The 12,266-nt window shown below is 53.7% G+C and carries 11 protein-coding genes; 1 reads left to right on the forward strand and 10 read right to left on the reverse strand.

Translation table 11 applies throughout. The features are described from left to right. Positions 1-156: 156 nt before the first annotated feature. The 3 genes from ACH2EM_RS05605 to ACH2EM_RS05615 form a co-directional block, all read right to left on the reverse strand. Positions 157-990, reverse strand: a complete 834-nt coding sequence (locus tag ACH2EM_RS05605) for a carbohydrate ABC transporter permease (RefSeq protein ID WP_395151149.1) — start codon at positions 988-990, stop codon at positions 157-159. A 14-nt stretch (positions 991-1,004) separates the two neighbouring features. Next, on the reverse strand, positions 1,005-1,946 hold the full coding sequence (locus ACH2EM_RS05610; RefSeq protein WP_395151150.1) for a carbohydrate ABC transporter permease: 942 nt from the start codon (positions 1,944-1,946) through the stop codon (positions 1,005-1,007). A 174-nt stretch (positions 1,947-2,120) separates the two neighbouring features. Continuing rightward, a complete protein-coding gene (locus tag ACH2EM_RS05615; protein WP_395151151.1) occupies positions 2,121-3,476 on the reverse strand; it encodes an ABC transporter substrate-binding protein in 1,356 nt (451 codons plus the stop codon). 352 nt (positions 3,477-3,828) lie between these two features. Here ACH2EM_RS05615 and ACH2EM_RS05620 point away from each other — a divergent pair, with 352 nt between their 5' ends. Then, positions 3,829-4,680, forward strand: coding sequence for a MurR/RpiR family transcriptional regulator (locus ACH2EM_RS05620; protein WP_395151152.1), 852 nt, complete (start codon positions 3,829-3,831; stop codon positions 4,678-4,680). 243 nt (positions 4,681-4,923) lie between these two features. On the opposite strand, the gene pgsA is transcribed toward ACH2EM_RS05620, so the two are convergent. The 7 genes from pgsA to ACH2EM_RS05655 all read right to left on the reverse strand — a co-directional run bounded on the left by pgsA (position 4,924) and on the right by ACH2EM_RS05655 (position 12,253). Then, the gene (pgsA, locus tag ACH2EM_RS05625) at positions 4,924-5,499 is read right to left on the reverse strand and encodes a CDP-diacylglycerol--glycerol-3-phosphate 3-phosphatidyltransferase (protein WP_395151153.1); all 576 of its coding nucleotides are present in this window, start codon (positions 5,497-5,499) and stop codon (positions 4,924-4,926) included. Then, on the reverse strand, positions 5,483-6,835 hold the full coding sequence (rimO, locus tag ACH2EM_RS05630) for a 30S ribosomal protein S12 methylthiotransferase RimO (protein WP_395151154.1): 1,353 nt from the start codon (positions 6,833-6,835) through the stop codon (positions 5,483-5,485). The genes pgsA and rimO overlap by 17 nt, the downstream gene beginning before the upstream one ends. Positions 6,836-7,096: 261 nt before the next feature. Continuing rightward, entirely contained in the window at positions 7,097-7,609 is a 513-nt protein-coding gene (locus ACH2EM_RS05635; RefSeq protein ID WP_395151155.1) for a regulatory protein RecX, read from the reverse strand. Positions 7,610-7,613: 4 nt separating this feature from the next. After that, entirely contained in the window at positions 7,614-8,777 is a 1,164-nt protein-coding gene (gene recA, locus ACH2EM_RS05640) for a recombinase RecA (RefSeq protein ID WP_395151156.1), read from the reverse strand. 202 nt (positions 8,778-8,979) lie between these two features. Then, on the reverse strand, positions 8,980-9,840 hold the full coding sequence (gene prmC / locus ACH2EM_RS05645) for a peptide chain release factor N(5)-glutamine methyltransferase (protein WP_395151157.1): 861 nt from the start codon (positions 9,838-9,840) through the stop codon (positions 8,980-8,982). Further along, positions 9,834-10,769 (reverse strand): DUF1385 domain-containing protein, encoded by a 936-nt coding sequence (locus ACH2EM_RS05650; protein ID WP_395151158.1) that lies wholly within the window; start codon positions 10,767-10,769, stop codon positions 9,834-9,836. Before ACH2EM_RS05650 ends, prmC begins: the two co-directional genes overlap by 7 nt. Before the next feature lie 29 nt (positions 10,770-10,798). Further along, on the reverse strand, positions 10,799-12,253 hold the full coding sequence (locus ACH2EM_RS05655; RefSeq protein ID WP_395151159.1) for an ATP-binding protein: 1,455 nt from the start codon (positions 12,251-12,253) through the stop codon (positions 10,799-10,801). Between the last annotated feature and the right edge of the window lie 13 nt (positions 12,254-12,266).

Genomic DNA, 12,266 nt, shown 5'->3' on the forward strand with positions numbered 1-12,266 from the left:
CAAACGGTCCAGATTGCGCGAAAATACGCCCAACATTTCGCTGCTTTTTCCATCTTCCTTCTTGTTTACAAACCAAAAACCTGCTCTGGTCTGATTGCCAAAGCAGGTTTTTCTACAAGCTGAACCAGGCAGAAAAACTGCCTGGTTTTAAACCATTTAGCCTTTCACAGCACCCATGGTAATGCCCTGAGTAAAGTATTTCTGGAACATCAGGAATACTGTCAGAATGGGGATTGCTGCCACGGCTGCACCAGCCATAATCAGACCAAAGTCTGTGGCCATTTCTGCTTGCAGGTTTGCAATGCCCAAGGAAATGGTGAGGCTGGTATTTTCGGTCAGCATAATCAATTGCATGAAGTAATCGTTCCAGGCGGTGATGAAGGTAAAGATTGCCAGCGCACCAATACCAGGCTTAACCATGGGCAGAATAATCTGCACAAAGGTGCGCACCTCACCTGCTCCGTCAATGCGGGCGGCTTCCAGCATTTCATTGGGAATACCTTCGCTGAACTGTTTCATCAGGAACACACCAAAGGGCCAGCCAACGGTGGGCAGGATAACTGCCCAAAGGGTGTCGTGCAGGTTCAGTGCGGCCATTTCCTTCAGCAAAGGAATCAGGATTACCTGCTTGGGCAGTGCCATTGCACACACAATCAGGCTAAAAATCAAAGCTCTGCCGTAGAACTTCTTTTTGGCCAGTACATAGCCCGCCATTGCCGAAGTGATACAGGTAAGGGCCAATGCCATTACTGCAATGAATACAGTGTTCCACAACCAAAGCAGCGCAGGATTTTCAAACAGGCGCTGGTAGTTATCCAGGGTAGGATGAATGGGGAACCACTGGGGCGTAGTGGTGTTAATGTCTGCTGCGGTTTTTACCGAGCCGGTAAAAATCCAGTACAGCGGGAACACCAAAAACACGGTGAGAATGGCCAGAATCACGCCGGAAAAGGCCTTATAAGGGGTCATTTTATTCAATCCTTTGTTCATGGTAAATGCCCTCCTTAGTCCTTATTGCCGGCAAACTTGAACTGCACGGCAGAAAGCAATGCGATAATGATTGCCAGCACCACGCCCATGGCATTGCCATAACCATACTGGTACAGCTTAAAGGCGGTGTAGTAAATGTAGTACATAATGGTATCGGTGGAGTGGTTGGGGCCACCGCTGGTAAGCAGCTGAATCAGAGCAAAGCACTGGAAGCTGTTGATGGTGGTAATCACCAGAATGTACAGGGTAGTGGGGGTGATTTGGGGCCACATGATTTTCCAGAAGGTCTGCAAACGGGTGGCGCCGTCCACCTGAGCTGCCTCGGTCAGACTTGCATCCACATTGCCCAAAGCCGATACATAAAGCACAATCGGCTGGCCGATGCTGGTGGTAAACAAAATCAAAATAATACACCAGATAGCGGTTTTGGAATCGCCCAGCCAGTTTACATTGTTATCCAGCAGGCCGGTTGTTTTGCCCACATAGTTGATAATGCCGTAGTAGTTGTTGAACATCCATTTCCACACCACGGTAACAGCAACGGTACCGGTTACCACTGGCAGGTAGAACACGCAGCGGAAAAAGGAACAGCTGGCGGCCTTCATTTTGTAAATGGCCGATGCTACCCAAAGAGAAAATGCGGTAACGGTAGGTACTGCTACCACCACAATGAGGGCGGTGTTGCCCAAGGCCTTCCAAAAAATTTCGTCCTGGAACATGGCAATGTAGTTGCCAAATCCAACAAACACATCCTCGCGGGCCATGGTGGAGTCAAAGAAACTGGTCCACAAAGACATAAACATAGGAACCAGAACAAAGCCTACAAACACAATCAGGAAGGGCAGCAAAAACAAGTACGCTGCAATGGTTTCCCGGCGGGCTTCTGCTTGGCTAACACCAAGTCCAGAGCGTTTGCTGGGGCTTTTTGCAGGCTTTTTGGTTGCAGATGCTGTCAAATGGATCCTCTCCTCTCAATATCTTATCCGCTACGCAGGCAAAAGCGAACCGGGTCGATACTAAACTGTTAAAAATTTACTTCCTTTGATTTTAAAAGGCGCACTACCCTTGTTGCATTGCTGCAAAAGAGCAGTGCGCCCCCCTTTCAATTGTACTTAGCGTACAAGGTTCACTTATTTAATGGCTGCGTTTGCAGTATTTACAAAGTTATTGGCAGCTTCGGTCACATCTGCACCGGTACCAATCTGCTGCAGCATATTCCACCAAGCGGTACGCTGCTCGGTCCAGCCGCCGGTTACATTGTAGTAGTCACCCATGTTGGGCAGGAAGGACTGGAAGGTAGCCATACGCTCAGCATTCTCGGTGCCTTCGTACACATTGCCAAAGGAAGCACGAACGGGGAAGAAGCCGGTAGCCTTTACGCTTTCGGGGCCCTGCTGGGCATCATCACATACAAAACGGATGAATTCCTTTGCTGCATCAATGCGAGCCTGGTCGCCGTTATCAAAGATACCAAAGCCCCAGATACCGCCGCACAGTTCCACCTTGCCGTCATCGGTGGGGAAGTTCATGGCGTAGGGGGTAAAGCTTACCTGGCTTGCATAGGTAGCTTCGTTGGAAGCGTTCCAGCAGAAGGTCATAGCAGCAGTGCCGTTGGCAAACATCTGCAATTCATCGGCAGCCTGAGCAGAAGCATCAAAGTTTACCAGGCCCTTATCCTGCAAGCTGACCAGCAGCTCCAGAGCCTTGATGTTTTCGGGGCTGTTGGCAGTGTATGCAGTGTGCTCGGCATTGGTGTAGGTGCCGCTGTACAGGTTGTTTACCAGAGCACGGGTACCCTGGTCACCACCCTGGCCGCCGCAGTACACAATGGCGGGAACCGCTGCCTTGCCGCTGTCCTTCAGGGCCTGCAAAGCTTTTTCAAAGTTCTCGGTGGTCCAGGTGCGGGTCTCCTGGTCGATGTACTGGAGAGCACCGGCCTCCTCGAACATTTCATAGTTGATGGCCATGTTGTGAGCGGTCATGCACATGGGGTACTCGTAGTACTTGCCATCGGTACCCTTGCAGGCATTTACAATGGACTGGCTGGTGGCTGCAATGTCAGCCTCTGCTTCGCTGGTCCACAAATCGCTCAGGTCCACCATCAGCCCCTTGGCACCCCAGTTGGACACCAGACGCTCAGGACCTTCAAAGATGATGTCAGGAGTGTTCTTTGCCTCAATGGCAGTGGTCACCTTGTCGTCGCCATTGGTGTAATCCAGGTATTCCACATTCACTTTAATGTCCGGATTCTTCTCGTTGAACTTTGCAATAAAGCCGTCAACAGTAGCGGAATCCTTCCAGGAACCAATGGGATAGGTCCACAGGGTGATTTCGGTGGAACCGGTAGCAGTGTTGCTGCCAGTGCCTGCGGTGGAGCCGGAAGCAGCGGTGGAAGTAGATGCGGAACCGCTGGTAGAACCGCCGCCGCAAGCTGCGAGAGACAGTGCCATTGCGCCGGCCATTACAAGTGCTAACGCTTTTTTCATGGGAAACTCCTCCTTAAATTTTGTCTTCATTTTATGAAAACTTGTTAGTATAGGCCCAACACCCAAAGAACCAATGGGCCTTTGCTATGCTTTAATCCTATCACTAGTGAAAAAATTTTTCAATCGGTAAGTCTACCGATTATTTGCCTAAATCTTAGGTGGAATTGTACAACTATTTTTCACTCATATTTAGTTGTTTCTAATTATACTTTATATTATAATACTATATGTGAATTGTACAAAGCAATTTTATGGAAGTTATTTTACAAAAATAATACAATCAAATTGCTTTTGTAATAAAAATGAAATATTTTTTCTATTCCTTTACCCTAGCACTTTCTGGAGGCTTACCATGTCTGATTTGCTCTATCAAATCAAAAACCATTACAACACCATGACCCCTTCCGCAAAAAAAATTGCAGATTATCTGCAAGAACATCACTCAAACGCTCAGTATCTTTCCATTTCCGGCCTGGCCAAGGAATGCGGTGTAGCAGAGGCTACAATTTTTCGCTTTTGCAAATCCCTTGGCTTTGGCGGATACAACGAGTTCAAATTGGCCCTGGCCAGATCCTCCATCACAACCCACCCCAACGCCTATTCTGCTTACGGAAAGCTGCATGCAAGCGACAGCATGAAGGATATGTGCCAGCGGCTTTTTAACTCCAACCTGCAAGCTCTGCGCCAAACGCTGGAGCTGGTGGATGAGGTTCAGCTGGGGCTGGCTGGTGACCTGCTTACGGCTGCAAACCGGGTATTCTGTGTGGGCTTTGGCGGCAGCATGATTGCCGCTTATGAGGCTTGGGGGCGGTTTATCACGGTTTCGCCCAAGTTTTTCACCGTAGTGGATGGGCATATGCAAATTATGACTGCCAGCCTTCTGGGGCCGGAGGATGTGGTTCTGTTTGTTTCCTACTCCGGCTCTACCACCGACGCTGCGGACCTGCTGCGCCCAGCCAAAGCACGGGGCGCTAAGGTGATTCTCATTACCCATTATGCCGACTCTCTGGCTGCCTCTATGGCAGATGTGGTGCTGCTGTGCGGCGGGCACGAAGGCCCCCTGCAATCCGGCAGTATTTCTGCCAAGATGGCCATGCTGTTTGTGGTGGACCTGCTGGTAAACGAATTCTGCCGCCGTGATTTGGAAACCGCCATGCACAACAAGGATATTACCTCCAACGCCCTTTCCTGCCGTCATTTGTAATCTTCTGCATCCAGCGTTGGGCATTTGGTTTTGCCCAGCTGCAAACGATTGCCGCTATGGATGCTGCTCTTTGGGCCGTCTGCCTTATTTTTGAAAGGCCATAGAAAAAACCCCTGTACCAGCACACAAGGCTGATACAGGGGTTTTGTGATTTGTTTTTGCAATTTGAATGTACCGTGCACAGTAGCTGGCTGGCTGCTGGCAGCGGATAATTATTGCTTGGGGTAAGCTGCAAAACGCTGCTTATTTTGCCTGCATAAAGCAGCTGCGGTTCTGCCACAGATAAATGCCGCCGGACGCAAGGGTGACCACGGCCACCAGCAAACACAGCACCTGTGTGATAATGGCTACTCCCATAATATCGGCAGGCCCAGACAAAGCTGCCGCAAAGAAATAAAACAGAATGGTAACCATCTGGAGTACGGTTTTCACCTTGCCCCAGATGTTTGCGGCAATAACGGTATGGTCGGCTGCTGCCAGCATCCGCACACCAGATACCGCAAATTCCCGTGCCAGGATAATGGCCACCACCCAGATACTGCACACGCCGTCCCGCATCATGTACAAAAATGCTACGGTGGTTAGAAGCTTATCTGCCAGAGGGTCGGCAAATTTGCCGAAGTCGGTCACCAGGTTCCATTTCCGGGCCAGATAGCCATCCAAAAAGTCTGTAAAACTGGCCACTGCAAACACCACAGCCGCAGCCAGATACCATGCCGACTGGTAGCTGCTGGTGCCATACTGGCCCATACCGGCCATTACCATGAACACCGGTACCAGCACAATCCGCAGCAGGGTAAGCTTATTGGGCAGATTCATCCTGTGCATCCTCCACAACATAACCAAACAGGTCGTACATATCGCTTTCCTCAATGTACACGGTATAGAACTGGCCGGGGTACATGGGGTCCTCGCTGGAAATGCACACATTGCCGTCAATTTCCGGGGCATCGGCCACACTGCGGCAGAGGTACAGGCCGCTCTCCTCGTCGATGCCATCACAAATGACCCGCAGGGTGCGGCCCACCTTCTGCTCCAGCTTGGCTGCACTGATATGAGCCTGTGCCTGCATAATGATGTCGGCACGGCGCTGCTTTTCCTCGTCCTCAATCTGGTCCGGCATGGTGGCAGCCACGGTATCCTCCTCGGGGCTGTATGCAAAGCAGCCCAGCCGCTCAAAGGCGGTATCCTTTACAAACTGGCAAAGCTCCTGGAACTCCTCCTCCGTCTCGCCGGGGTAGCCGGTGATGAGGGTGGTGCGCAGGGTAATATCCGGCATGGCAGCACGCAGCCGCTGGATGGCGCTTTCCACCACCTGGCGGTCACCCTTACGGTTCATGGCTTTCAGAATGCGGCTGTTGCAGTGCTGAATGGGCAAATCCAGATAGGGCACTACCTTTTCGTTGCGCACCATAGCCTGGATGAATTCGTCGGTAATGCGTTCGGGGTAGGCATACAGCAGCCGAATCCACTCAATGCCTTCCACCTTGTTCAGTTCGTCCAGCAGCTTGCAGATGCTGTTCTCGCCCCAGTCATCGCCGTAGGCAGTGGGGTCCTGGGCTACCAGAATCAGCTCCTTAACGCCCTCCCCTGCCAGCCAGCGGGCCTCGGCCACACAGTCGTTGAGGGGACGGCTGCGCAGCGGGCCACGAATCAGCGGAATGGCGCAGTAGTAGCAGCCGTTGTTGCAGCCTTCTGCGATTTTCAGGTAAGCATAATGGCCGGGGGTGGAAATTACCCGCTTGCCGCCCAGGGGCAAGTCCGTGCGGGGGCCATAGTATTCCCGGTTTTGATCCTCCGCAGTGCCGCAGAGCCGCTCCAGAATAGAGGGCATGGCATTGTTGGAGCCAATGCCAATGACCGCATCCACTTCGGGGATTTCCTTGCGGATTTCTTCCTTGTAGCGCTGGGCCAGGCAGCCGGTGACAATCACCTTCAGATTGGGATTGTTCTGTTTGTAAGAGCAAGCCTCCAGGATGTTTTCAATGGCTTCGGCCTTGGCGCTTTCGATAAAGCCGCAGGTGTTTACAAAAATAACATCCGCCTGGTTCAGGTCCGCAGTGGTAGTGTGCCCGGCTGTGATAAGGCCGTGGCACATAACATCCGCATCCACCTGATTTTTGGGGCAGCCCAGGGAAATGATTGCAATTTTCAATGGTATAGTCTCCTTATATTTTATTGCAAAGTATCCAGTGCCCACAGCGTGCAGCTGTGCACTGTCGGTTCCGGCTTTGCTTGCGTGGGGCAAAACCGGACGAAAGGCGAGGGGTCCCCTGCCTTGGCACGGGCTCCCTCGCCTTTTTATTCTATCATGGCTTTGGGCCAAAAGTCCAGCAAAAGCAGCGCTAAATTGCAGCCGCTCCGCCAGCCCAAGGCTGCACACCGGGGTTCTGCTGTCAGAAGCATTCCCCTTGGGTTACCATTCCTCCGGCCAGCAGAACTCCTCCTGACAGTATTCCTGCTCCTGCTGCCAGCGTTCCAGAGCCTGGCGCACTACCCCCATGGAAAAACCTCTGCGGGCCATGGCCGCCATTACATTCTGGTGTTTGCCCTGTTCCAGCTTGCGCCGGTAGCTTTTTTGCAGCAGCTGGTAAACGGTTTCGGAGATATCCTGCTGGTCCACAAGTTCCTCCACCACCTGCTGTGCAAGGCAGCGGTCTACGCCTTTTTCCACCAGGTGGCTGCGAATCTGTGCCGGGCTTTTGCTGCGGGCCAGCAGGTACTCTGCCCTGCGCCGGGCAAAGGCCTGGTCATCCAGCATGCCCAGCTCCACACAGCGTGCCACTGCCGCCGCTGCTGCCTGGTCATTTTCCAGCTTGGCTCGCACCTTCTGGTACAGCTCTCCGCTGGAATGGTCCCGCAGGGAAAGGTACTCCATGGCCTTGTTCAGTGCCTGGCGGTACTCTGCCTGCTCCTGTTCAAACAGCATGTACTCAGTCCTCTACCATAATGTCCAGATCCGCCTCACTCAGATCGGGCAGAGCCTTCTCCTGCTCTTTTTCTTCCGCAGCCGGAGCGGCCGTTACAACCGGAGTGATAGACCCTTTGGCCTTTTTGCCGTTCTTCACCAGCTTATCGGCATTCTGGCGCACCAGCTCCTCGATTTCTGCCATCAGTTCGAGGTGTTCTTTGAAATAAATTTTCACATTGTCACGGCCCTGGCCCAGGCGGGTCTCCCCATAGCTGAACCATGCACCGCTCTTTTGCACAATGCCCAGGGTAACAGCCAGATCCAGAATTTCGCCGGTCTTGCTGATGCCTTCGCCAAACATGATGTCAAACTCTGCTTCCTTAAAGGGAGGTGCCACCTTGTTTTTAACAACCTTGGCGCGGGTGCGGTTGCCAATGAAGGAACCGCTGGAGTCCTTCAAGCCTTCGATGCGGCGCACATCAATGCGCACAGAGGAATAGTATTTCAGAGCACGGCCGCCTGCGGTAACTTCCGGGTTGCCGTAGGAGACACCCACCTTCTCACGCAGCTGGTTGATAAAGATGGCCACCGTGTTGGTTTTGCCAATAACACCGGTAAGCTTACGCAGTGCCTGGCTCATCAAACGAGCCTGAAGACCCACATGGGAGTCGCCCATTTCGCCTTCGATTTCGGCACGGGGCACCATGGCTGCCACCGAGTCGATGACGATGGCATCAATGGCGCCGGAGCGCACCAGGGCCTCACAAATTTCCAGGGCCTGTTCACCGGTATCCGGCTGGCTCACCAGCAGGCTGTCAATGTCCACACCCAGGGCACGGGCATACACAGGGTCCAGGGCGTGCTCAACATCGATAAACGCTACCTCGCCGCCTGCTTTCTGGGCTTCGGCCAGAACATGCAGGGCCAGGGTGGTTTTACCGCTGGATTCGGGACCGTACACCTCAATCACACGGCCACGGGGCATACCGCCCACGCCCAGTGCCAGGTCCAGAGAAAGGCTGCCAGTGGAGATGGAATCCACCTGCATCGCCACATTGCTGCCCAGCTTCATAACGGCGCCTTTGCCAAACTGCTTTTCGATTTGCGCCAGTGCGGTTTCCAGTGCATCCTTTTTATCGCCAGCTACCTTTTTGGTGGGGCTGGGAATAGGTTTTTTATCTGCCATTGCTTTTTTGCTCCTTTGCTGTTTTGCTGCTTGGTTTTATTCGCCCCATTGCTGGCCTTTGCCAAAGGCAGATGGGGATATTTGCGTTCCTCTTGCAGACGAGGTTTGTTTTTCAGTTCTGCTCCTTATTATACACAACAAAACAGGAATTTACAACCGCAAGTTGTAGATTCCTGTTTTAAAGTCCGTTTTATAGGATATATTAACCGGTACAAGGTACCTGTCCCAGAACCACACGGTCCCGCTGGCCCTCATCCTGGCAAATTTTCACCTGCTGGTAGCCTGCCTGCTCAAAAAGATTTTGCACGGCAGGGCCCTGCTTCCATCCCAATTCCACCATGAGCCAGCCGCCCGGCTTCAGGCAGTGCCGGTATGCCGGTACAATATGCTGATAAAAGGCCAGTCCCTCTGCAGGGGCCTCCAGTGCCATGTTGGGTTCATGGGCCAGTTCCGGCTCCAGCTGGGCCATCTCCTGGTGGCTGATGTACGGGGGGTTGCTCACGATTAAATCCACCGAATGGGCCGCAATCTGCTGCTGCCAGGTGAATACATCCCCCTGGCAAACCTCCACTTCCCCCTCCGGCAGGGCGTGGCTGGCGTTGTACCGAAGATACTCCAGCGCCTGTTCACTTTTTTCCAGGCAGCGCACCTGAGCATCCGGCACCAGCCGTTTGATGCCCAGTCCTACACATCCGCTGCCGGCACATAAATCCAGTACCTGGGGGTGGCTTACCTGTTCCAGCGCCTGAGCCCCCAGCTGGCAAAGCAGTTCGGTTTCCGGCCGGGGAATCAGCACCCCAGGCCCCACCTTCAAATTAAAATCCAAAAAGCTCCAGCTGCCCAGCAGGTATTGCAGGGGGTAGCGTTCCGCCCGGCGCTGGGCCAGCTTGGCCAACTGCTCCTGCTGCTGAGAGTCCAGGGCATCCACCGCCCAGCGCCATTGGCTTCCTGCCACAAATTCCATCAGGCAGGCGGCATCAAAGGCAGCATCCTCCACACCAGCCTGCTGCAAAAATGCACGAACCTGGTGCAGTGCCTGGCGAGGAATGGGAGAAATCACCATAAGCTTTCCTCCGGCCGCTGGGGCAGTACCGGCGTAATGGCTGCAATGGCCACCTCAATCATGGAGTCATCCGGCTCAAAGGTGGTAAGCCGCTGGAGCCACAACCCCGGCGCACTGATGATGCGGGTGCACAGGTTGTTGTAGCGGCCTGCAATCTTAATCAATTCATAGCTGATGCCCATAACCAGTGGCAGCAGCAGCAGCTTGAGCACCACCCGCAAACCGGTGCTGCTCCAGGGCAGCACGCTGAACAGCAAAATGCTCACAATCAGCACCAGAATCATAAAACTGGTGCCGCAGCGAGGGTGAAATCGGCTGTGCTTGCGTATATGCTCCACCGTCAGGGACTGGCCTGCTTCGTAACAGGCAATGGTTTTGTGCTCGGCGCCGTGGTACTGAAACATCCGCCGGATTTCCTTCATGCGTGTGCACAAATACAAATACACCACAAACAGGGCAATTTTAAGTACGCCTTCCAGCAGCACCTTGCCCCAGCCCAGCGGCACAAAATGGTTAAGCCCGCCTACCAAAGCGGTTGGCAGAATCATAAACAGCACAATGGCCATCATACCACCCACCACAGCGGCCAGGCTCAGCAGCAGATTCTGAATCTTGGGGCCGGTATGCTTGCTAATCCACTGCTCCAGCTTGCCGGGTTCCTCCTGTTGCTCTTCGCTCAGGCTCAGTTCCGCCGAGTGCATCAAAAACCGATACCCCAAAATCAGATTTTCAATCATAGCCACTGCACCCCGGATGAAGGGCAGCTTCTGCCAGCGGTGCGTTTTCACCGGCTCGGTGCTCAAATCAATGGTGCCGTCCGGCTTGCGCACTGCCACGCAGATGGTTTTGGGGCCACGCATCATTATGCCTTCCATCAGGGCCTGGCCGCCCACGCTGGTTTTGAATCGTTCCTTTACTTGTTGTTTCATGCCGTTTGCTCCTTTATTGCAAGCTTGCGTCAGGGTTGTTGCAGCTCATTGTTGGCCATTTGTTCCCACAGCCCGGTGTGATGCAAGGGCAGCCGCAGGGTGACGGTGGTCCCTTTGCCCTGCTGGGAGGCGATATCCACCGAGCCGTCCAGTGCCGTCATCACCTCATCCACAATGGCAAGGCCGATGCCGCTGCCACGCACAGCCCCTTTGCCTTTAAAGAACTTCATCTTTACATGCTCCAGGTCCTCCGGTGCAATGCCCCGGCCCTGGTCCTTCACCAGCACATACACACTGTCCCCATCCTGCAGCAAATCCAGGGTAATGGTGCCCCCTGGGGGCGAATATTTTACTGCGTTGTCCAGCACATTCACAAATACCTGCCGCAGCCGCCGGGCATCCGCCCAGATGGGGAGGGGCAGTTCCGGCTCCTCGTAAGAAAGGCGCAGTCCCTCGGCGTGGATGCGTGGCTCCATAAACAGCACTGCATCGGTGAGTTCCGCCACCAAATCCAGTGCTTCACACTCCAGCTTGACCCCACTTTGCAGCCGGGAAAAGCTCAACAGTTCCTCCACCATATCATACAGTCGGTCGGTTTCACGGCCAATGATGGACAGGCCCTTGCGGTAGCTTTCGTTATCCGGGTCCCGTATCTGCGCCACGGTTTCCACCCAACCACGGATGCTGGTAAGGGGGGTGCGCAGTTCGTGACTGACCGAAGAAATAAATTCATTTTGCAGCCGCTCGGTTTTAGAAAGGTCCTGCGCCATCTGATTGATGGTTTGGCACAGGCGGGAAATCTCGTCTTGCCGCTCGCTTTGGGGCAGCCGCACCGACAAATCCCCCTTTGCAATGGCCTCGGCGGCTTGTTCCACCTCTTGCAGCGGCTTTACAATGGAGCGGATAAAAAACACACCGCTCCAGGCACTTACCAGCAATACGGCTGCGCCCAGGCCAAGGGCTAAAAAGGTGCGCTGCACCAGCATTTCGTCCACAAGGGTCATGCTGGTAACCATGCGCAGACCTGCAATATCCTCGGCGGCATAGGGTGTGAGCACCGTAATGGCTATAATCCGCTCGCCCGCCGGGCTGGTGTACACCGCCTTGCCCGCCCCCATGGTGGACTCAAACGCCTGGGTAAAGTCCTGGGGGGGCTGGTCGTACTGCACCAGCGCACCGGAAGAAGCCGCTATTACCTGGCCCTGCTCATCCATGAGCATAAATTCAAATTTTTCTTTTTCGTCAAACTGCTCCACCATCCGCCGCAGCAGTTGGCTGCGTTTTTGGCTGGTTTGACGGGTGCTTTGGCCTGTGGTAATTTTCAGCTGCCCCTCCATACTGGAAATGCGGCTGAGCATAGCCTGCTCCACCGCACCATAGTAGGAAGTATAGCTTGTGTAAATGTAAAGGCTCAAGGCCGTTGTCACCAGCAAAAAGGTGGTGAGCAGGCTGCTGCGCAGCCATCGTTTGGTAATGCTGTTCAAAAAACAGGCTCCT

It is taken from the genome of uncultured Allofournierella sp. (assembly GCA_944382705.1).
GTDB lineage: Bacteria > Bacillota > Clostridia > Oscillospirales > Ruminococcaceae > Allofournierella.

What these genes read in the sequence shown, in the direction of transcription:
- ACH2EM_RS05605 (WP_395151149.1), bottom strand. Translation starts at nt 990, where the DNA reads ATGAACAAAGGATTGAATAAAATGACCCCTTATAAGGCCTTTTCCGGC.
- ACH2EM_RS05620 (WP_395151152.1), top strand. Translation starts at nt 3,829, where the DNA reads ATGTCTGATTTGCTCTATCAAATCAAAAACCATTACAACACCATGACC.
- prmC (WP_395151157.1), bottom strand. Translation starts at nt 9,840, where the DNA reads ATGGTGATTTCTCCCATTCCTCGCCAGGCACTGCACCAGGTTCGTGCA.
- ACH2EM_RS05615 (WP_395151151.1), bottom strand. Translation starts at nt 3,476, where the DNA reads ATGAAAAAAGCGTTAGCACTTGTAATGGCCGGCGCAATGGCACTGTCT.
- ACH2EM_RS05635 (WP_395151155.1), bottom strand. Translation starts at nt 7,609, where the DNA reads ATGCTGTTTGAACAGGAGCAGGCAGAGTACCGCCAGGCACTGAACAAG.
- ACH2EM_RS05650 (WP_395151158.1), bottom strand. Translation starts at nt 10,769, where the DNA reads ATGAAACAACAAGTAAAGGAACGATTCAAAACCAGCGTGGGCGGCCAG.
- pgsA (WP_395151153.1), bottom strand. Translation starts at nt 5,499, where the DNA reads ATGAATCTGCCCAATAAGCTTACCCTGCTGCGGATTGTGCTGGTACCG.
- recA (WP_395151156.1), bottom strand. Translation starts at nt 8,777, where the DNA reads ATGGCAGATAAAAAACCTATTCCCAGCCCCACCAAAAAGGTAGCTGGC.